This window comes from Natronomonas sp. (assembly GCF_046710025.1).
Taxonomy (GTDB): domain Archaea; phylum Halobacteriota; class Halobacteria; order Halobacteriales; family Haloarculaceae; genus Natronomonas.
Map to the genome: position 1 here is coordinate 1 of NZ_JBKEGK010000025.1, position 19156 is coordinate 19156.

The 19156-nt window shown below is 63.2% G+C and carries 19 protein-coding genes; 7 read left to right on the top strand and 12 right to left on the bottom strand.

All coding sequences use genetic code 11. The annotated features are described in order from the left end of the window. Positions 1 to 173 precede the first annotated feature (173 nt). Both ACI944_RS03190 and ACI944_RS03195 read right to left on the bottom strand, forming a co-directional pair. Positions 174 to 2351 carry a hydantoinase/oxoprolinase family protein gene (locus ACI944_RS03190; RefSeq protein WP_411717630.1) on the bottom strand — a complete coding sequence of 726 codons (2178 nt, stop codon included), beginning with the start codon at positions 2349 to 2351 and terminating at the stop codon, positions 174 to 176. A 194-nt stretch (positions 2352 to 2545) separates the two neighbouring features. Then, a complete protein-coding gene (locus ACI944_RS03195; RefSeq protein ID WP_411717631.1) occupies positions 2546 to 3349 on the bottom strand; it encodes a PspA/IM30 family protein in 804 nt (267 codons plus the stop codon). 232 nt (positions 3350 to 3581) lie between these two features. Between ACI944_RS03195 and dnaG the strand changes: the two genes are divergently transcribed. After that, positions 3582 to 5126 carry a DNA primase DnaG gene (gene dnaG / locus ACI944_RS03200; RefSeq protein WP_411717632.1) on the top strand — a complete coding sequence of 515 codons (1545 nt, stop codon included), beginning with the start codon at positions 3582 to 3584 and terminating at the stop codon, positions 5124 to 5126. On the opposite strand, the gene ACI944_RS03205 is transcribed toward dnaG, so the two are convergent. Beyond that, entirely contained in the window at positions 5103 to 5507 is a 405-nt protein-coding gene (locus tag ACI944_RS03205) for an N-acetyltransferase family protein (RefSeq protein WP_411717633.1), read from the bottom strand. The genes dnaG and ACI944_RS03205 overlap by 24 nt on opposite strands. Beyond that, a complete protein-coding gene (locus tag ACI944_RS03210; protein ID WP_411717634.1) occupies positions 5504 to 6832 on the bottom strand; it encodes a DUF92 domain-containing protein in 1329 nt (442 codons plus the stop codon). The genes ACI944_RS03205 and ACI944_RS03210 overlap by 4 nt, the downstream gene beginning before the upstream one ends. Before the next feature lie 83 nt (positions 6833 to 6915). Between ACI944_RS03210 and ACI944_RS03215 the strand changes: the two genes are divergently transcribed. Beyond that, positions 6916 to 7524: an undecaprenyl diphosphate synthase family protein gene (locus tag ACI944_RS03215; RefSeq protein ID WP_411717635.1), complete on the top strand. Its 609-nt coding sequence runs from the start codon at positions 6916 to 6918 to the stop codon at positions 7522 to 7524. A gap of 61 nt (positions 7525 to 7585) precedes the next feature. On the opposite strand, the gene ACI944_RS03220 is transcribed toward ACI944_RS03215, so the two are convergent. Next, positions 7586 to 7849 (bottom strand): hypothetical protein, encoded by a 264-nt coding sequence (locus tag ACI944_RS03220; protein ID WP_411717636.1) that lies wholly within the window; start codon positions 7847 to 7849, stop codon positions 7586 to 7588. 65 nt (positions 7850 to 7914) lie between these two features. Here ACI944_RS03220 and ACI944_RS03225 point away from each other — a divergent pair, with 65 nt between their 5' ends. After that, a complete protein-coding gene (locus ACI944_RS03225; protein WP_411717637.1) occupies positions 7915 to 8709 on the top strand; it encodes an inositol monophosphatase family protein in 795 nt (264 codons plus the stop codon). Between the two features lie 58 nt (positions 8710 to 8767). Then, positions 8768 to 9901: a DUF63 family protein gene (locus ACI944_RS03230; RefSeq protein ID WP_411717638.1), complete on the top strand. Its 1134-nt coding sequence runs from the start codon at positions 8768 to 8770 to the stop codon at positions 9899 to 9901. Between the two features lie 14 nt (positions 9902 to 9915). Here ACI944_RS03230 and ACI944_RS03235 read toward each other — a convergent pair whose 3' ends face one another. From ACI944_RS03235 to ACI944_RS03265, 7 genes are all read right to left on the bottom strand, one after another. Further along, positions 9916 to 10416, bottom strand: a complete 501-nt coding sequence (locus ACI944_RS03235; RefSeq protein ID WP_411717639.1) for a low molecular weight phosphatase family protein — start codon at positions 10414 to 10416, stop codon at positions 9916 to 9918. Continuing rightward, entirely contained in the window at positions 10413 to 11423 is a 1011-nt protein-coding gene (locus ACI944_RS03240; protein ID WP_411717640.1) for a PhoU domain-containing protein, read from the bottom strand. The genes ACI944_RS03235 and ACI944_RS03240 overlap by 4 nt, the downstream gene beginning before the upstream one ends. Before the next feature lie 2 nt (positions 11424 to 11425). After that, complete coding sequence (phoU, locus tag ACI944_RS03245) at positions 11426 to 12091, bottom strand: phosphate signaling complex protein PhoU (protein WP_411717641.1); 666 nt, start codon at positions 12089 to 12091, stop codon at positions 11426 to 11428. A 2-nt stretch (positions 12092 to 12093) separates the two neighbouring features. Further along, entirely contained in the window at positions 12094 to 12996 is a 903-nt protein-coding gene (gene pstB, locus ACI944_RS03250; protein WP_411717642.1) for a phosphate ABC transporter ATP-binding protein PstB, read from the bottom strand. Between the two features lies 1 nt (position 12997). Next, positions 12998 to 14767 (bottom strand): phosphate ABC transporter permease PstA, encoded by a 1770-nt coding sequence (pstA, locus tag ACI944_RS03255; RefSeq protein WP_411717643.1) that lies wholly within the window; start codon positions 14765 to 14767, stop codon positions 12998 to 13000. Continuing rightward, complete coding sequence (gene pstC / locus ACI944_RS03260) at positions 14768 to 15742, bottom strand: phosphate ABC transporter permease subunit PstC (protein WP_411717644.1); 975 nt, start codon at positions 15740 to 15742, stop codon at positions 14768 to 14770. Between the two features lie 107 nt (positions 15743 to 15849). Next, positions 15850 to 16890 (bottom strand): PstS family phosphate ABC transporter substrate-binding protein, encoded by a 1041-nt coding sequence (locus ACI944_RS03265; RefSeq protein WP_411717648.1) that lies wholly within the window; start codon positions 16888 to 16890, stop codon positions 15850 to 15852. A 167-nt stretch (positions 16891 to 17057) separates the two neighbouring features. On the opposite strand from ACI944_RS03265, the gene ACI944_RS03270 reads away from it, so the two are divergent. The 3 genes from ACI944_RS03270 to ACI944_RS03280 all read left to right on the top strand — a co-directional run bounded on the left by ACI944_RS03270 (position 17058) and on the right by ACI944_RS03280 (position 19141). Beyond that, positions 17058 to 17846, top strand: coding sequence for a hypothetical protein (locus ACI944_RS03270; RefSeq protein WP_411717645.1), 789 nt, complete (start codon positions 17058 to 17060; stop codon positions 17844 to 17846). A gap of 369 nt (positions 17847 to 18215) precedes the next feature. Then, entirely contained in the window at positions 18216 to 18941 is a 726-nt protein-coding gene (locus tag ACI944_RS03275) for a DUF47 domain-containing protein (protein WP_411717646.1), read from the top strand. Beyond that, complete coding sequence (locus ACI944_RS03280) at positions 18929 to 19141, top strand: hypothetical protein (protein ID WP_411717647.1); 213 nt, start codon at positions 18929 to 18931, stop codon at positions 19139 to 19141. Before ACI944_RS03275 ends, ACI944_RS03280 begins: the two co-directional genes overlap by 13 nt. Positions 19142 to 19156 lie beyond the last annotated feature (15 nt).

A 19156-nucleotide genomic window follows, 5' to 3' on the forward strand; every position in this document is an offset into this window, starting at 1 on the left:
CGCGTCCGGTGGATGTTGTTCTGAGCTCATATTTCCTTGTGTGGCGTTGTCATCTATCTACAGCCAGATGTGGGCTGGTGCAGTGCACCCACCTCACGCCCGGGTGAATCACAGCGTCTGTGATACCCATAGTGGGGTAGATGCATGTCTACACGAAAGGGAGCGGACGCTCGCTAGTCCTCCCGTGTGAGGTGATGGACCCGGTGCTTGTCGAGCGATGTCTCGTAGTCCGGCGGAACGATGTACGTCGTTGCCTCGCCCTCGAGAACTGCGGGACCGCTGAGCTCGTTTCCGGGGTTGAGTGCGTGAAGATCGTAAACGTCCGTCTGTATCCACACGCCGTCCCAGTAGGCCTCTCGGGACCCCTTGTGGGCGTCCTCGGGCGGTTCCGAGCCCTGCACTTCTTCTGTCGGTATTTCTGGCTTGACAACGTCACGAACGCCGCGGACTGACGCTTGTGTGATCGTGTGTCCGAGCTCCGGGGAACGCGCTTCTTCGGAGTACTGTCGGCGGTAGCCCTCTTCGAACGTGTCGATTAGCTCCTCCAGTTTCTCCGGTGTATTGACTCGATCCACGGGGGACCGGATGTCGATACTGTTGAGCTGTCCCTGATACTGCCCGAGGATGTTGTACTGGAAGTTGACCTCGTCCAGCCCGATGTCACTCTTGGCGAACTCGTTTTCGACCTTCTCCTCGAGATTCTTCCAGACCTGCGTGAGTTCCTCTCCAGCAGTTTCGGCCGCATCTTCCATCGACAGGTCGGCGTCGATATCGATGCTCGTCGTCTGATCGTACCGGTATTCGTAGTCGGCCGCACCGCAACCGAACGCGGAGAATCCGGCCGCCCACTCCGGAATGAGAACCTCATCGAAGCCGAGCTTTTTTGTGTATCCAGCGGTGTGAACCGGTCCGCCCCCGCCGTAGGAGAGACACTTGAAGTTCGACGGGGCGTATCCCTCTCCGGTCACGACGGCCTCGAGATCGTTCTGAAGCTTGTTCTCGAGGATCTTGATAACCCCTTCGGCAGCCTCGTAGACACCCATGTCTAGCTTGTCGGCGACCTGTTCTTTGATGGCTTCTTCGGCGACTTCACGGCTGATGGGCATGTCGCCTCCCAAGAAGTTCTCCGGATCGATCCAGCCCAGCGCGACGTGGCAGTCGGTTACTGTCACCGTTTCGACATCGGTTTCGGTTGCACAGACACCAACCTGGTCGCCCGCGCTCTCCGGGCCGAGTTCGATCTTGTCGAACGTCGGGTTCACCCGGACGTAACTACCGGTCCCCGATCCGACGCTGTCCATATTGACCATAGGCAGCGACAGGAGGAGCCGAGCCATCTCCGGGCTGTAATCGATCTTCCAATCGTTGTCGATAATGATCCCCATGTCGAAACTCGTCCCGCCGATATCGGTACAGACGAGGTTTTCGTAGCCGAGTTCCTTTCCGAAGTAGTTCGCCCCGATCATCCCGCCGATCGGGCCGGAGATCAGCGTTCGCGCCAGCTCGTTTGCGTAGATATCGATCGTCCCGCCGTGGCTCGCCATGACCCGGACGCCGACTTCACCGCCATGGTCGTCGACGGACTGCTGGACTCTCGTTAGCTGTTGCCGTGACGGCTCCGCTGCGAACGCTTCCGCAACGAGGGTGTTCAACCGCGGGAGTTCCTTCAGGGTGGGGTAATACTCGCTGGACAGCATCACCGTCGTGTCCGCATCCCGTTCCGCAATGACCTCCTCGGCAACCTCTTTGGTCCGCTGTTCGTGCTTGTCTTCCTGATAGGAGTGGAGAAACATTACCGCGATCTCGTCGACGCCTTGGTCGAGAAGGTCGTTAACGCCCTCTCGAATGTCGTCCTCGTACTCCTCGAGAGGTATCAGCTCGTTCCCCTTGACGTCGATCCGTTCTCGAACCCCCCGAATACGATTCCGGGGGATCAGTGGCTCAGGATGCTTGTGCGTGTTAACGTGCAGTCGATCGGAGTACGAAAAGCCGGTGTAGGACTGCCGACCACGACCCATCCGGAGCGTATCTTCCATTCCCCCGGTAGTGAGAATACCAACGTCGACTTCGCTTTCCCGCTCAACCAGCCGATTGAGCATCGCGGTCCCCGAATACACGGTCGAAACGAGATTCGGGAACGCATCGTCCACGTCTAGGTCCCATGAATCGAGGGCGTCTCGGGACGATTTTATAAATCCCTGTGATTCATCATCGGGTGTGGTTTTTGCTTTTCCGACGGTGAACTTTCCGTTCGCGTCCATGAGGAACGTGTCGGTCAACGTTCCGCCAGCGTCGATGGAGAGTGTCTCGGCGTTGTGGTGCTCTGGGGGATTATCTTCTGAACTTGCCATCAACGGGAACCATAGGGTGTCGTAAGTTAGTCATTATCACGAAAATGGACAAATGGGGGTGAACTGGCAGAACACGGGCCGATATATGTATTCGTTTAAGTACGGTGGCTCCGAACGGGGCCGATGATTCGATAATCGGTCGTTTCGAGAGCAGCGGCTCGTCCCCGAGATGCGTACCGAGTCCGCGGCGGGCGTTACTCGTCGTCGCGTTTGATGTCGTCGAGTTCGGCCTCGACATCCGGATCGGCGTCGACGGTGTTGGACTCCTCGTCGAGTTCGACGTCGACATCGCCCTCGCCGCCCGTCCCGGTCTCCGACTTCAGCGTCTCCAGTTCGGCCTCAACCTCCCCGCCCTGCCGCAGTTCATCGAGTTCCCGTTCAAGATCGCTCTCGTCGGAGAGTGCGCTCTCGAAGGCACCGCTGTTCTCGAGTTCGTCCATCGCGGCGGCGCGGGCCTCCATATCTTCGGTCTCGTCGCGGGCGCGCTCGATTGAGCGCGAGACGTTCTCCATTTCGTCTCCGGCCCCTGTCATGGCCTCGCTGACGCGGGCGCTCGCCTCGGCGGCCTCGTGGCGGGCCTTCATTGTCTCCTTCTCGGTTCGGAACTCTTGGATTCGGCGCTGGAGTTCGTCCTTCTTTTCGACGAGCCCGTCTTGGGTGTTCTGGAGGTCCGCGATCTGGGTCTCGAGGTCCTCGATCTGGTTCATCTTCTGTTTCTTTTTTTCGAGCGCCCGACGTGCGAGGTCGTCGCGGTCCTGCTCGACAGCCTGCCTGGCCTGCTCGTTGTGCTTTTCGACGTTCTCCTCGAGACGGCGTTTTTGAATCTCGAGGCGCTTTTTCTGTGTAGTTAGGTCCGCGATTCCCTTCTTGACGTCTTGGAGTTCATCTTGGAGCTGCTCGTAGGAGTAATCGAGCGTTTCGTGGGGGTCTTCCGCTCGATTCAGGACCGCGTTCACTTTCGATCGGATGACGTACGATGCGCGCGAGAGGATACCCATATACCGACCCTTTGTGGCCGCAACCGGTAAAAGCCTACTCCGTGCGTCTACTCCCAACGGCCGAGAACGGGTAGCGGCGGTGGGCGCCACGAAATAGGATGCCGAGAGAGCCGCCGGCACCGCGGGTTCGTGCCGCATCATTTATACGTTCGAGTGGCCGTATTTAAAACAACCATGGGGCCACTCATGGATCAATCACTATCACCATCGCCCGGCGACGGGCAGTTCATCAATGCAAGACACAGCCAAATATCTCGTACACGCAGACATCACGGCGGAGGGGATCGTTGAGCGCTCCGACGTCGTCGGAGCGGTCTTCGGCCAGACCGAGGGCCTCCTCGGCGACGAACTCGACCTCCGTGAGCTACAGGATTCCTCGAAGGTCGGACGGATCGACGTCGAGATCGACTCACAGAACGGCCAGTCCTTCGGCCGGATCACCATCGCAACGAGCCTCGATCGAGTCGAGACGGCCATCCTCGGGGCGGCCTTGGAGACGATCGACCGGGTCGGTCCCTGTCGGTCGACGATCGAGGTCAGAAAGATAGAGGACGTCCGGGCAGCCAAGCGCCGCGAGGTTGTCGAGCGCGCGAAGACGCTGCTCGGAAGCGCCTTCGACGAGTCGATGCGCTCGAGCAGCGACCTCGTCAAGGAAGTCCGGGAGGCCGTCAGGGTCGAGGATATCACCGAGTACGAGGGGTTCCCCGCGGGCCCCCGCGTCGCCGACTCCGATGCGATCGTCGTCGTCGAGGGACGCTCGGACGTGCTCACGCTGTTGCAGTGCGGCATCAAAAACGCCGTCGCCGTCGAAGGAACGAACGTCCCCGAGCAGATCGCCGACCTGACCGAGTCCCGGACCGTTACCGCCTTTCTCGATGGCGACCGCGGCGGCGAACTCATCCGAAAGGAGTTGGCCCAGGTCGGCGACATCGACTACGTCGCCCGGGCACCCGAAGGCCGCTCGGTCGAGGACCTCGCCCGCCACGAGGTGATGGCCGCGCTCCGCGAGAAGATCCCCTACGAGCGCTTCGAGGAAGCCAAGAACGTTGAAGAAGCCACGGAGAACGAGACGGCTGCGGAAGTCGACCGACGGACCGAAGCCACCGCATCGGCTAACGTGGATTCGGAGTCAGGTGGCGACGTGGCCACAGAGCAGGCCGGCGACACCCCCGAGTCCGCGACTGCGGAGGCGGACGCCGACGAATTGACGGGTAGCCCATCTGATAGCGGACGCCCTTCCTCGGCCGGGAACGGTGAGGCCGCCGAAGTCGAGGCTACGGACGTTACCGCGGCCGGAGCGTCGTCTGCGAGAGTCACAGAGGAGAGGTCAGACGGAAACACAGCTGACGAGGCTGAAGCGTCGGAGGCCTCTGAGGCGTCGAAAAACGCTGAGACGGCCGACAACGCCGAAACAGCCGATCGAGAAGACACGGACGAAGGGACCGACAACGAAGGGATACCATCGCGACCAGACACGCTCCATGGTCATACTCGGGCCGTCGTCGGCGAGGGCTCAGGTCGCGTTCGCCTCCTCGATGCGGAGTACGGCGTGCTGTCGTCCGCCGACGCCGAGGAAGCGTTCGAGTTGCTTGTCGACGCAGAGACTGTCCCGGCCGCGGTCGTCGTCGACGCCGAGTTGGACCAGCGGCTCCTTGATGTCGCCGCACAGCGCGGCGTCGAACACGTGGTTGCCGCCTCGACTGGCGAGTTCGTCAAGCGGCCGACGAGCGTCCGGATACGTACGGTCGATCAGTTACTGACGCCGAACGAGGCGTAGGGCGTCGGCCCCGTCGTCGTAGAACCCGTGTACTTTGGCGTCGGCCTCGAACCCGAGTGCATCGTAGAACCGCCTGGCCGACTCGTTTTCGACCGGCGTTGTGACAACGATTTGGTCAGCGTCGGCAGAGGTGACCGATTCGACGAGCGCCCGGCCGTGCCCCTTTTGTCGCGCGTGCGGTGCAACGATGAGTTCCGAGAGGGTTACAGAGCGCGCGGGGAGTGCGATCGCGTACCCGACGACCCGACCGTTATCGACGGCGACCCGGCCGAGAAACGGCCCCGCGACGGCGGCCTCGACGAGGTCCGGGTCGGCGCGGGTGAGTTGGCCCTGCAGACGCCGGACTGCTGGCCGATCCGCTGGCGTCATCGTCCGGATCATACGAACGAGACGACGGCGACGCCCCCGGCGACGCTCCCGGCCGAGAGCGTCGCAAGCAGGTTGACGCCTTGGTTGCCGACCCGCCCGCCCTCCAACGTCGCCCCGAGAACGCTGTCGACGACCATCCCCAGGAACCCCGTTCCGAGAATGACGAGCGCCGCGATGGGACCGAAGGCGAAGAAGCTGAACGCTAACCCGGCGATGAGGCCGGAGCCGAGCAACCCGGCGAATGCACCCTGCCACGTGACGGCGCCGTCGGTTCCGGCGGGAACGGGGTCGAGCGTCGTAATCAGCCGCGGGGAGTCGAAGAGGCCGCCAAACTCGCTGGAGAACGTGTCGGCCAACGCGGCCGCGACGGCGCCCCCGAAGACGAACTGAAAGACGAGCGGATCGACGCCGAGGCTTCCGGAGGCGGCGTAAGCCACGACAGCGACAAGTGCGGCCGCGGAGTTCGCCAGCACGTTACTGCCGTCCCGAGCCCCCTCGTTCTCCTCGGCGATCCCACGTTCGAGTTTCTCGTCGTATCGGTACTTCGACGCCAACCCGCCGAGGCCGAAGAACGTGATAAGTAGGGCAAACCAGCCGTACCCGCCGAGAACAATCGCCCAAAGAGAGAGCAACACGCCGCTGAGCGTCCCGGTCGTTGAGGCGGTGCCGAGCGCGTAAGCGGCGTAGCCCAGCGCAATCGTAGCGGCGATGCCGAGCGCAACTGGAGTTGGTCCCGAAACGGGGGCTAACCCGAGCAGAAACCAGACGACGAGCGCGGTCGACAACAGCACGGACGTGTCGTCGGACGGTGACAGGGTCGCTCTGACGAGCGCGCCGATGATGGCGCCGCTCGCGGTGACGAACACGACGGTTCCGGGATCGGGGACGGTGCCGCCGAGCGCCCCGGCGACGATCACCGCCGCGACGCCGACAGCTGTCCCGAGCGCACAGAAGGCGGCGGCGCCGACGACAGGGGACGGGACGCGGGCCACCGCAAGCCGCTGGCCGAGGTTGCCGGCGGTCAGGACGAACACCGACGCGACGAACGCGGCGAGCGGGAGGTCGAGCGCGGCAAAAAGTACCGCAAGCGCGCAGACGGCGAGCGCGAACGACGCGAGGCTGTAGAGGCGCTCCTCCTCGCGGTCGCCGCGGCGGGCAAAGAACTCGAACACCGGTCCCCGAGTTGAGGCGAGCGCGATCGTCGCGAGGAGGGCGAACGGCGCGACGGTGCCGATCGCGGCGAGCGTGCCGCCGACGCGCCCTTCGAGTACCGGAGCGACGAGCGCCAGGCTCCCGACGAGGAGGTAGCCAACGGCGCGAGCGATATCCCCGGTCACGCCCCAGGGTATCCCCGTTGATCACTTAACCTTCCCGAAGAACGGACCGACACGTTCAGGGCGGCGGCGACGAAGGTGGGGCCGTGGGCCTGTACGACCGCTATCTCGCCGCCCGGATCCGGCTGAGCAACGAGGACGTTCCCGGGCGAGTCGCCTTGGTGACCACCGAGCGCGACCTGCTGGAGCGGGGCGCCTACGACACGCTCTCGTCGTTCCTACGGTGGGCGTTCGAGATCGGCACCGAGGAGGTGTTGATTTATGTGAGCGTCCTCGACGAGGCCGTGATCCCGACGCTCCGGACGGCGCTGTCGGATATCGAGAGCCCTCAGCCGATCGCGATCCGCGAGCCGGGCGCCGAGGTAGTCGCGGACGCCCCGGTGCAGGTGAGCATCGGCCTCGGCGGTCGGCAGGAGTTCGCCTCCGCCGTTCAGCGGATCGCAGAGGACGCTGCCGAGGGGCGACTCGACCCCGACGAGATCGATGAGAGCGAAATCGAACGCCGACTCGTCTTCCAGTCGCCGCCCGATTTGGTCATCAAAACCGGGGCCGAGCGGCTTTCGGACTTTCTTATCTGGCAGTCGGTGTATTCCGAGTTGTACTTCACCGACGTCAACTGGCGGGACTTCAGACGACGAGACTTCTTGCGCGCAGTTCGCGACTTTCAGGAACGAAAGCGTCGGTTCGGTCGATGACATCCGCCGTGTCGTGAACTGAGTAGGACTCCATCCAATGGGTAGTCGGCTGGTCAGTCGGTCAGTCGTCGGCCGGTTCGACCTCATCAACGGTGCCGGCAGTCGCCCACCCATCGCCCGTCTCCTTGCCGGCTACGAGGGGGTCGTCATCACCGTCAGTGACGAGGCGGTACGCCGTGCCGTCAGAGTTGGTGCCCTCGGCCTGGAAGGCCTCCTGAAAGAACTCCGCCGAGTGCATCTCGAGGACGACCGTCGACCCGTTCTCGAACGTGAGGCGGACGTTTCGCGGCGTGATGTTGTGGATTCGTTTCGCGAGCGTGTGCATGGCCGAAGTCATGGCCGGAGCCGACAAATCGGTGGCGCTTTGCCGTTCACGGCCCCAGCGTCGATATGACCACGCGAGCCGACTGCGCGCGCCGGGCAGCCGAGGCCGGGGCAGCGGTCGCGGCCGAGTCGTTTCAGGGCGAACTCACGGTCGAGACGAAGGCGGGCAAAACCGACGTCGTGACGCAGGCTGACCGAGACGCACAGCGGCGGGTCGCCGACGCGATAGGTGAGTCATTTCCCGGAGAGCCGATCGTCGGCGAGGAGGACGCGACTCCAACGTCGGTCCCGGGGGAAGGACCGGCGTGGGTCGTCGACCCGATCGACGGGACGGCAAACTACGTCCGTGGGATCCGAACGTGGGCGACGAGCGTTGCGGCCACGGTGGACGGCGAAGCGGTCGCGGGGGCGACGGTCGCGCCGGCGCTCGGGGACGCGTTCGTGCTCGAATCCGGCGGGGCGATCCGGAACGGCGAGGCCGTCACTGTCAGCGACCGTACCGATCCCGAGACGTTCGTCGTCGTGCCGACAATGTGGTGGAGCCCCGACCGGCGCGGGGAGTACGCCGATGCCTGCCGGGGGATCGTCGAGCGGTTCGGGGACATGCGCCGGTTCGGTTCGGCGCAACTCGAATTGGCGCTGTGTGCGGCCGGCGCCGTGGATGCCGTCGTGACCAACGTCGAGACGAGCCCTTGGGATACGGTCGTCGGCGCCGGGCTCGTCGAGGCCGCGGGCGGGACAGTTACGAACATTCACGGTGAGCCGTGGCGACACGACAGCCGCGGGCTGGTCGCCTCGAACGGGGCCGCACACGACGCGGTGCTTGAGGCCGCCCGGGCGCCCGAAACCCCATCCCGGTAGTGCCGAAGGACCGCCATCGACCGGAACCCTGAAACCGCGCTCGGCCGGGGATATCCGTATGCAACTACCCGACGGCATCGACCCCATCCAGGCGTGGCTCGCGACGTGTGTCAGCGGTATCGCGCTCCTCGCCGGCGGTGCGGTCGCGTTCCCGCGGCGGGTGTACGATGGGTTCCTGTGGCGGTACTTTTGGGGGCCGGTCGACGCCGACGCCCACGGCGCAACCTGTGCGGTCCGATCCGGCGGAACGACCGAGCGGCTCTTCGATCAACTCGCTTGTTCGAACGCCGAGGGCGTCGTCGCGATGCCGGGATACACGACTGTTTCGACTGTCAGCTACGCGATCGTCCTTGTGTTCATGCTCATCGGCGTGTTGTTGTTGCTCCGTCAGCTGGACGTCCGGATGACCCCGCGGCTCTACGTCGCGCTGTTTCCGTTTATGTTGCTCGGCGGCGCGCTCCGGGTCGTCGAGGACGTGAACGTCACGTTCCTCCGTGCTGGCGCCAACACCCTGATCCCGTATCCGACGGTCGCGCTCATTATCAGCCCGTTCATCTACTTCGTGATGTTCGCGTTCACGCTCGGCGCGCTCGTCTTCTGGTTCCTCCTGTTCCGGCAGGGGCTCGTTGAAACATACGAGCCGTACCTCGCCGGGACCGGCGCACTCGCCGTGTCTGGGACCGTCGGGGGACTCTTTTATATCTCCGCGACCTCGGAACTCGTCGGCTTCTTCCCGACGGTCGCGGCCATCACGCTCAGCGGCGCGACGCTCGTCGCCGCGCTGTTTTGGTGGGCGAGCCAGCGGTACGCACCGTTTATAAATGAGGGAACGGGGTACGTCGGCGCGCTGATCGTGTGGGGACACACGGTCGACGGCATCGCAAACGTAGTAAGCCTCGATTGGGCCAACGCGCTGGGGATCGGCGTGACGTACGGGTCGAAACACGTCGTTAACGAGGCGACGGTCCGGATCACGGAGCGGCTCCAACCGGCGTGGCTCTCGGAGGCGATCGGCACCGCCTGGCCGTTCCTGGGCATCAAAATCGCGGCCGCGGTGTTCGTCGTCTGGGTGTTCAACGACGAAATATTCGAGGACAGTTCCCGGTACGCCTATTTGCTTTTGATCGCCATCCTTGCGGTCGGACTCGGCCCCGGAACGCGGGATATGCTCCGAGCGACGCTGGCGATCTGAGCCACAGGACGGACCTACGCCGACGTTGTGAGATCGGCCTCGACCTCGTCAAACAGCGCCTCGACGCGCTCCTCGACCGTGTCCCGGATGCGCCTAGCCCTCTCGGGATCGGCACCGTCGGGGTCCTCGAGCGCCCAGTCGCGGACATCCACGGTGTCCGCGTCGAGTTCGAGGGTCGAACAGCCCATCGTCGCGACGATGTCACACTTCTCTAGTTCATCGATTGCTATCTCTCTCGGGCTCCGATCCGAGAGGTCGATTCCTGCTTCGTCGTCCGCATCGACCTCGTGCATGATCTCGATGACGATATCGTGGATCGATTCGGCCGGACGCGTGCCGCCGGTCGTGATCCCGACGTCGTCGTCGAGGCCGCGGTTCGCTCGCTCCCGCTCCGCGAACGCCGTCGCCATCTGACTCCGCCCGGCGTTTTGAACGCAGACGAATCCGAGCGTGTACGCTGGTTGTGTGCCGTCATCGCACGATTCCTCTTGATCGCCAGCCGTGTCCGTGGTCATGGATGGTTCGCGATACCTGCGAGCGCGACGATCTCCGCAACGTTGCCACCGTACTCGGCCGTCCGTCGGACGCTCTCGAGAACGCGCCCGTCGAGGTACGTTCCCTCCCGATCGGCCGTGTAGAGCTCCCGGTCGAGGTCGTCGAGTCGGTCGACCACGTCGTCACGGCGCAACAGCGCCTCACCGGTGTTGCCGTCGAGCGCCGTCCGAACGACGCGTCTGGCGTCGGTCGCGATTTTCTCGAACCGATCGCCAAGCTCCGGGTCCGGCGGAGCCTCGCGCCGGATGGCCACGTCGGCGATGAGTTCGGCGTGGTCGGCAACCCGCTCGAGCTGTCTGGCCGTCCGAAACCGTGTGAGCGCGATCCGGCGGTCAATCCCGAGCTTGTTGATCTCGCGAACGTCGGTCAGCGCCCGGTAGAACTGGCGGCTGACGAGCGCGAACAGCCGGTCGACATCGTTGTCCCGCGAGACGACGTGGCGGGCGAGTTCCTCGCTGTCGTTGTCGGCTCCGGTCAGCGCCCGCATCGCGTTCTCGTGCATCGACAACGAGATTCCGCGAAGCTGATCGATGGTCCCTTCGAGAGAGACCTCCGAGGGGTCGAGCAGGCTCTGGGCGGCGATCCGCTCGGGTGTTTCGGTCGCGATTTCGACCCCGACGAGGCTCGTGATCGCGCCGCTCGCGATCCGGCGCTCCGACGAGTCGAACCCCGTGTCCGATTCGATGATGATCTCGTCGGCGCCGGCGGCGTATGCCGCCTCGATCTGTTCGGCTAGGGACTCAGTTCCGGCCGCCTCGACGTTGATTTGAGCGCGCCGAACGAATCCATTGTCGGGCTTGGCGACGACGAGGCGGTCGTCGAACGGATACAGGTGTACCGGCGACCCGGAGCCGATGTCGCGAGCGTTCGCCCAGTCTTTTGGGATCGAGACGGTGTACGTCGACCCCCCGGTGACCTGCACTTTACGCTCTATCGGGCCGCTCGTGTGGTCAGTCGTTTGTGTCATCGTTAGTAGATCAGCCTCGCGTCGCTGTCGACCATGTACACTGTTCGGGCGCAGATGTTCACCGCGTGATCGCCGACGCGTTCGAGGTCGCGGACAGTCAACAGGAGCCTGGAAACGTCGTCCATGACGTCCTCGGCCTCGTCGCCGTAGTCGGTGCGTATCAGATCCTCGACGATGGCGTCGCTCGCCGCCGAGCAGAGGTCGTCGATCTCGTCGTCGCGGGCGGCGACTGCGGTCGCGTGCTCGGAGCTCCCGGCCTCGTAGGCGTCGATCGCCTCGGACACCATCGCTCCGGTCTCAGTACCAATGTGAATGAGGTTGATCTCGGGGTAGCGCTCGCGCTCGGCCGCGATCGTGTACTCGGCGAGGTTGACCGCTAGGTCGCCGATGCGCTCGAGATCGGTGATGATCTTGAACGAGGAGGCGACAAACCGGAGATCGCTCGCGACGGGTTGTTGAAGTGCGAACAGGTCGATACAGTCGCTTTCGAGGTCGAGGTACCGCTGGTTGATCTCTCCATCCTCCTCAATGACCTCCTCGGCGAGCGACTCGTTCCTCGTCTCCAGGGCCGTCAGGGCCGCGTCGTAGCGGCTAACGACGGTTCCGCCCATCGCCACAACGTTCTCGCGGAGGTCGTCCAGTTGGTCTTCGTACTCGACTCGTGCCATAATCACCCGAACTTGCCGGTGATGTAGTCCTCGACGCGGTCGTCGTCGGGGTTCTCGAAGATCTTGCTCGTGTCGTCGAACTCGACGAGTTCGCCGCCGGTGAGGAAGACGGCGGTCTTATCGGAGATCCGGGCGGCCTGCTGCATGTTGTGGGTGACGATAATCACCGTGTAGTCCTCGACCAATTCGTCGATGAGGTCCTCGATCTTCGAGGCCGCGACCGGATCGAGCGCCGAGGTCGGCTCGTCCATGAGGACGATTTCGGGATCGGGGGCGATCGCCCGAGCGATGCAGAGGCGCTGTTGTTGGCCGCCGGACAGCGCAAGCCCGGACTCATCGAGTTGGCCGTTGACTTCGTCCCACAGCGCCGCCGCGCGCAACGACTCCTCGATCCGCTCATCCGTGGCGTCTCGCCCCTGGACTTCGAGCCCGTAGGCGACGTTGTCGCGGATGCTTTTCGGGAACGGGTTGGGTTTTTGAAACACCATGCCGACTTTCCGGCGGAGGGCGACTGGATCGACGCGCTCATCGTAGATGTTCGTCCCGCGTAGCGTGATGGTGCCCTCGACGCGAGCGACGTCGATGAGATCGTTCATCCGGTTGACACACCGGAGGAACGTCGATTTACCGCACCCGGACGGGCCGATCAGCGCGGTTACCTGATTCTCCGGGATTTCCATCGAGACGTCGTTGATCGCCCGTTCGTCCCCATAGTACACGTTGAGGTTACGCGTCTCGACGACCGTTTCGTAGGAGCCGCCGTGTCCGGTCGATTCACCCGTCCGGACGTCAGTCGTGATGAGCCTGCTGTCCGAATCAGTCGACGACTCCCCGTCCGTAGCTGTCGAGTCGTCGCCGTTTGAGTCGGTCTGTGCCTCTCCATCGTTAAGTTCGTTCTGTGACATGTTAGGACCCTCGTTCCGCCTTGTTTCGGAAAATTATCGCGGTGGCATTCATCCCGAGTAAGACAATAAGCAGCGTCACGACGCCGGCCGCGACAACGCCGTACCGAAACTCGGACTGCGGGAAGTCGGACCACGCGAAGATCTGCATCGGCATCGCGCTGAACCCACTCCAGATGTTACTCGGCGCGCTGAAAACAGTTGTCGCCGCCCCAATCATGATCAGCGGTGCTGTCTCACCGATTGCCCGCCCCAACGCGAGGATCGTACCGGTCAGAATGCCGGGCAGAGCCTCGGGTAGTACAACGTTTTTTGTCGTCTGCCAGCGCGTCGCACCCATTCCGTATGAGGCTTGTCGGAGGTCGTTCGGGACCGACCGAATCGCCTCTTGAGCAGAGATGACAGTGATAGGCAAGATGAGAAGCGACAGCGTCAGCGAGGCCGTCACAGCTGTCCCGTATCCGAATCCAAGCAGGTTGGCGAACAGGCCAAGTCCGAGCAGTCCGTAGACGACCGACGGGACGGCAGCCAGGTTTGCGATATTGATTTGAATAATTCTGGTTATCGTACCAACAACTCCAGTTCCGCTCGTGTACTCTTCGAGGAAAACTGCGGCTCCGACCCCGAGAATGAACGACAACAGCGCGACGATTGCGATAATAATCACGGATCCGACGATTGCGGGGTACAATCCGGCATCGACGGCGTTTCGCGAGGGAGCCTCCGTGACGAAGCCCGGATCGATCCACGGGTCCGGTGCAGCGAACCCGAACGCGCCTACGATCGCAGCGCCCGCAAGTGCGCCCCCGCCAAGAAGTATCGGTAGCGCCAATCCGGCCATTCCCTCCCCGGACCGCCCGACGCGGTGGAGATACGTCGCGGTGGGCGCGACCGCGGCCGCAAGCACCAACACGACTGACCCGTCGGGAAGCGACGATGAGCCGAGGGTTGTTCCGAGGCCGGCGGCGGCGAGCGAAACACCGCCGACCGCTGCTATCGTTCCCGTGTTCGCGTCGCGCGACCGGATGACGGCGGCGGCGACAGCCGCAATCGGGACGCCGAACGTCCACAGAAAGATGAGCTCCGGCGTCGGATACGTCCGGATTACGTTCCGGAGGAACGCGGCCGCGATGACACCGGCAATGCCGATTGGAACCGCAATTTTGGCCGCCAGGTCAACGCCGCGGCGGTTACCGTAGATGCGCGCGAGAGCGGCCGGAACGAACCCAAGGGTGTACACGAGAAACCACAGCCGCATGTCAAACACGATGAACAGTATGGCGGCGGCGATACCGAGGGCGGCCCCACCGACGCTGCGGCCGAGCAGGCCGAATCCGGTTCCTCCAATCGGCTTCTGCCCACCAATGTAGAGAACGTATCCAGTCACCGGAACCGCAACGAGGAACAGGTACGCGAGGGGCCACGTGAGGCGCGGAATCGGCCGAACGAAGAGTTCAATCGACTCAAAGACGACGGCCACCAACACGAGCCCCACGGTCATGCCGAGCGTCGTTTGCTTGGTAACCGTCCGATCACCAGCACTGTACAGACAGAACCCAACGAACGGGACGACGAGCGTCAGAAAATACGTGAGAAGCCACTCGGGGCTGGCGTTGGGAAGGTCGAACGCGTCGATAAAGACGTACACCAGAAGCGCGGCTAACGCGAGGATGCCGACGACTGACGCGCCGAAGGAGAGGTACTTGAACACGGTGCCCTTGACGCGGCTGACCTGCCCGAACGCCGGCTCGGTGGTGTCTTGTTCGACTGCCATTCAGTACTCCTCCCGGTAACGTTCGGCGATGAGGTCACTCAAAACGTTCATGATTAGCGTGACGATGAACAGGGTCAATCCCAAGGCGAACATCGCATCGTAGGGGACGGTTCCGCCGGTGAGGTCGCTGCCGGCAATCTGTACCATCGAGACGGTGATCGTCATCCCCGGGTCGAAGAGAACGTCCCCAGGGTGGATATACGGGATGCCGAAGATAGCCTGCTTCACGTCGGGCATGTTCGCCTGTGCGCCCATGGCAACGACGACGATCATCGTTTCGCCGATGGCTCGCGAAATCGCCAGGATATACGAGGAGGCGATCCCCGACAGCGACGCTGGCACGACGATGCCGGTCGAAACCTCGTATTTCGTCGCACCGAGCCCGTACCCCGCTTGCCGAAGGGAATCCGGAACGGCACTCATCGCGTCCTCGCTGATCGAGGATACCATCGGAATCGTCATGATACCGACCATGAGCGACGCCGAGAGCGCGTTGAACGTGCTCATCTCTGGGAACAGCGTCGCCTTCAGTGCCGGTGTTACGTACACCAACGCGAAGTAGCCGTACACCACCGTTGGGATTCCGGCCAGCACCTCCAGCATCGGTTTGAGGATCGATCGGAGCCGCGATGTCGCGTACTCGCTGAGGTAGATCGCCGTGAGCGTTCCGACAGGGATCGCGATGAACGCGGCCGTGATAGTCACGGTAAGAGTGCCGATAATAAGTGGAATAATACCGAACGTCTGGCCGCCTCCCAACGGATTCGGGCTCCATTCAGTCGAAAACAGGAACTCCGAGGCGGGCACTTGCATAAAGAACGCGAACGCGTCCGAAAGCAGCGTCGCGAAGATAGCGATCGTTGTCAACAGTGTGACGGCAGCACAGGCTACGAACACTCCACCGTACCCGGTTTCTCTGATCCGCTCGATTCCGCTCGATCGCTGGAGGTCCGGCGCCTCCGTACCGCTACTCACCGGACGGCACCTCCGTTCTGGCACACCGCATGGTGTGGTGTCTCACGCGCGGTCGGAAGCCGTCGTTGAGTCTGTGTACTGAGGGGACGCCGGAGCATCGTCTGGTACTATTGTGCTTCTTCGATCGCGTCTTCAAGCTTCTGCATCTGCTCCTCTTTGACGTCCTGTGTCGCCGGCACGTAGCCGACCTCCTCGGCGACGATCTGCTCGTTGTCGGTTTGAGAGACGAAGTAGCGGGCAAAATCGGCGACGTGGTCCTCAGCAAGCGAGGACATCGACGGGTAGGTGAACAGCGGTCTCGATAGCGGCTGATACTCGCCGGAGGCCGCGGTGTCGAGGCTCGGTTCGACGGGGCCGTTGCCGTTGTCGATCGCGACCGGCGTGATCTGATCCTGATTTTGGAACCAGTAGGCGAAGCCGAAGTAGCCAATGGCGTACTCGTTGCCCTCAACACCCTGGGCAATCGTGTTGTCCTGTTCCGTCGCCTGATAGTCGTCCGTATGGCCGGCCTCGGCACCTTGGACGTTCTCGACGAAGTAATCGAAGGTACCGGAGGTGTCGGCGGCGCCGTACCGTTCGATCTCCTCGTTGGGCCACTCGTCTCGAACCTCGTCCCACGTTTGTACGGGATCTTCCTGCCAGATCTGTGCGAGTTCGTCGACGGTCATCTCCGTCGCGAAGTCGTTGTCGTTGTTGATGACAACGGTCAGCGCGTCGGTCGCGGCGATCAACTCGATGTACTCGACATCGTTTTCCGAGCAGAGGTTCTGCTCCTCTTCTTTGATCGGTCGGCTTGCGTTGTTGAAGTCCGTCTCGCCGACACAGAAGAAGTTTGAGAAGCCGCCGCCAGACCCGGTCGAACTGATGTCGACGCTAACGTCGGGGTTCTCGGACGAGTACTCCTCGGCGATGGCGGACATTAGCGGGAACACCGTACTGGAGCCAGCAATACTGATTTCGCCGGAGAGCGACTCCGAACCGCCGCCGTTGCCGCCCGACATATCGCCGTCGCCGTTACCGGAACCACCGTTTCCGTTGCCGTTCCCCTCCGTCTCGGTGCAGCCGGCGAGGGCGAGCGCGCCTGCGCCGCCGCCGATTGCCTTGATCGCGTTGCGTCGCGTCAGTCCGTCAAAGTGGCTTGGTGCCATCATCTGCTGATTTCCGAGATAGATATAAAGAGGATGCTATGAGTACTGTAGATTGATCACTACCGTCCCCGTTGTGACTGTTTATCTATGTATAACTATATAGCGCGTTTTTCACGTAGATATTCCAATTACCACCGTTTATAAACAAGTTCGTCCCTCCAATCAGTATGGACGCGTCACTCTCGCGATCCGACATCGACGACCGGCTGGCCGACGCGGTCTCGGAACTCCGGCGCGAGCGACGGCGAATCACGGACGAACTCGAAGCCCTCGAGGCGTTCGCCGACCGCGTTCGATCGCTTCCGACCGAGAGACACAGCCCGCAGAAGCGACAGCCTGTCGGGATCACAGCCGATTCGGGGGGCACAACGGGACTCCAGCGGGTGCGCGAGGCCTACGAATCGACGCTCATGAGCGTGCCGCACTACGTCGAGGAGTACGACGACACCTACGTCGAGAGCCTCGCCGAGGAGTTCTCGCCCGACATTGCCTCGGCACTCACCGACGGCACCGTGTTCAACAACCAGTGCAAGCAAACGCTGCTGTCGGCGGTCGAAACCTCCAGATCCGCCCGGGACTCGCTCATCGACGTCGTCGACCGCGAACGGAAGTCAGTCGTTGAGGCGAAATCCGAACTCGAGAATCTCGCGGCGGAGTGCGGCGAACTCGCCACGGTCGAGTTCGAGGGACTGCGGTTCGGCACCCTCGACGCTCACCGGGCGCGCCTGCAAGTGATGAAGGACAACTGTGAGGCGCTTTCGACACGACGGCAGGATGCGATCTTCGACCAGCGACGCATTCAGCGGATCCCCGCCGACGTCCCCGACGTGACGGTGTACTTTTATCAGGGACTCGGGGTCGACTACCCGGTGATGTCGCTCGTCGCGGAGTTGCTCGATGTGATCGCGGCGCGAAAGCGGCAGGTCGAACGCGAGATGTCCCGCTGTCGGGCATGAGCGACCCGCCCTGCCCGAGGGCGGCGATCCGAAGCGACAGGGCGTTATACGTGTTCATCAAGTATATCTGCGGCTAGCCGCGTGATGAATCCGACAACAGGAAATCAAGCCACGCGGAGGAGCATGTCAATATCCGACGGCGAGGGTACAGAGTCGATCCGAGGTGTAGCGAGGGCGTCTGTCGGGGTGACCTGTATCCGACGGCACACACAGCGGCGCGGCGAACGGCGGGGTATTTCGGCCTATCGAAGCCACACACGGAGCCCCGTCCACTGGGGATATATACCGATACGTTCGCGGCTATGACCGTATCGGACGCTACGTTATCATCATAGCAACGCTCTTGCGGCGGTTCACGTAGGATCCAACATGGACGCTCACCACCCCGAGGCCGTCGCGTTCGAACGGCGTTTCGAGTCCGGGACCGAGCAGTACCTCGACCGCCTCGCGGACAGCGTGGCGGCGCTCCCAACGCTCGTCGAGGAATACGGGGCGGGACGGGAGTATCGGACGACTCTCGCCGAAATACGGGGCCACGAGAGCGAGTGCGACGCGATCAAACTGGAACTCGGACAGCTCCTTTCGAGCGCGGACGACACCGACGCGGCGGCCGGCCCGGCGTGGGATCGCCGTTACACCGACCGAACGCTGGAGCTGTACGGCCACCTCGACACGATCGCGGACGCCGCCGAACAGTTCGCCGGAGAACTTGTCGCCATCGCACCACGTCGGCGCGATGAGTGTCTCGAAGGACTGGCGGAAATGGCGACACTCGCCGTCTCGGCGATGGACGAACTTGAGCGCGTCGTCAAGGCGTTCGTCCGGGCATTGTGTCGTCCCGACGACGGCGTCTCGATCACGGACGGCGTGAGCACGATCCGGGCCATCGAGGGCGAGGCGGACACTGTTCGTACTCGAGTGCTTGAGGCGGCGTTCGCCGGTGAGCACGACGGGGACGCGGTCGCCTACCGCCAGCTCGCGGTGGTTCTCGACGGCGTTCTCGACGCGATGGAGGACGTGACCGATCGAATGCACCTCACCGCGGGAGTCGAAGGATGGCCCGACATCGAGGTCTACCCGCCGTGCGGTCACTGACAGCGGGCGGCGCTCCGCTCGCTCTGGGCGGGGTCGTCGCGACGGGGCTCGAAGCCGTCCGCGCGGATACGAATCTGCTCGTGTTTGGGCTCCTGCTGGCCGGCTGTCTCCTGTACGCGTCGATCCTGTTTGTCGACGCGGTGGCCGAGTACCGCGACACACTCGGCGAGGACGATTCCGATTCGCCGTCCGGGCGGTGATTCCCGGCCACAGGG

What these genes read in the sequence shown, in the direction of transcription:
- ACI944_RS03190 (WP_411717630.1), bottom strand. Translation starts at nt 2,351, where the DNA reads ATGGCAAGTTCAGAAGATAATCCCCCAGAGCACCACAACGCCGAGACA.
- ACI944_RS03195 (WP_411717631.1), bottom strand. Translation starts at nt 3,349, where the DNA reads ATGGGTATCCTCTCGCGCGCATCGTACGTCATCCGATCGAAAGTGAAC.
- dnaG (WP_411717632.1), top strand. Translation starts at nt 3,582, where the DNA reads ATGCAAGACACAGCCAAATATCTCGTACACGCAGACATCACGGCGGAG.
- ACI944_RS03205 (WP_411717633.1), bottom strand. Translation starts at nt 5,507, where the DNA reads ATGATCCGGACGATGACGCCAGCGGATCGGCCAGCAGTCCGGCGTCTG.
- ACI944_RS03220 (WP_411717636.1), bottom strand. Translation starts at nt 7,849, where the DNA reads ATGCACACGCTCGCGAAACGAATCCACAACATCACGCCGCGAAACGTC.
- ACI944_RS03225 (WP_411717637.1), top strand. Translation starts at nt 7,915, where the DNA reads ATGACCACGCGAGCCGACTGCGCGCGCCGGGCAGCCGAGGCCGGGGCA.
- ACI944_RS03230 (WP_411717638.1), top strand. Translation starts at nt 8,768, where the DNA reads ATGCAACTACCCGACGGCATCGACCCCATCCAGGCGTGGCTCGCGACG.
- ACI944_RS03235 (WP_411717639.1), bottom strand. Translation starts at nt 10,416, where the DNA reads ATGACCACGGACACGGCTGGCGATCAAGAGGAATCGTGCGATGACGGC.
- ACI944_RS03240 (WP_411717640.1), bottom strand. Translation starts at nt 11,423, where the DNA reads ATGACACAAACGACTGACCACACGAGCGGCCCGATAGAGCGTAAAGTG.
- phoU (WP_411717641.1), bottom strand. Translation starts at nt 12,091, where the DNA reads ATGGCACGAGTCGAGTACGAAGACCAACTGGACGACCTCCGCGAGAAC.
- pstB (WP_411717642.1), bottom strand. Translation starts at nt 12,996, where the DNA reads ATGTCACAGAACGAACTTAACGATGGAGAGGCACAGACCGACTCAAAC.
- pstA (WP_411717643.1), bottom strand. Translation starts at nt 14,767, where the DNA reads ATGGCAGTCGAACAAGACACCACCGAGCCGGCGTTCGGGCAGGTCAGC.
- ACI944_RS03265 (WP_411717648.1), bottom strand. Translation starts at nt 16,890, where the DNA reads ATGGCACCAAGCCACTTTGACGGACTGACGCGACGCAACGCGATCAAG.
- ACI944_RS03270 (WP_411717645.1), top strand. Translation starts at nt 17,058, where the DNA reads ATGGACGCGTCACTCTCGCGATCCGACATCGACGACCGGCTGGCCGAC.
- ACI944_RS03275 (WP_411717646.1), top strand. Translation starts at nt 18,216, where the DNA reads ATGGACGCTCACCACCCCGAGGCCGTCGCGTTCGAACGGCGTTTCGAG.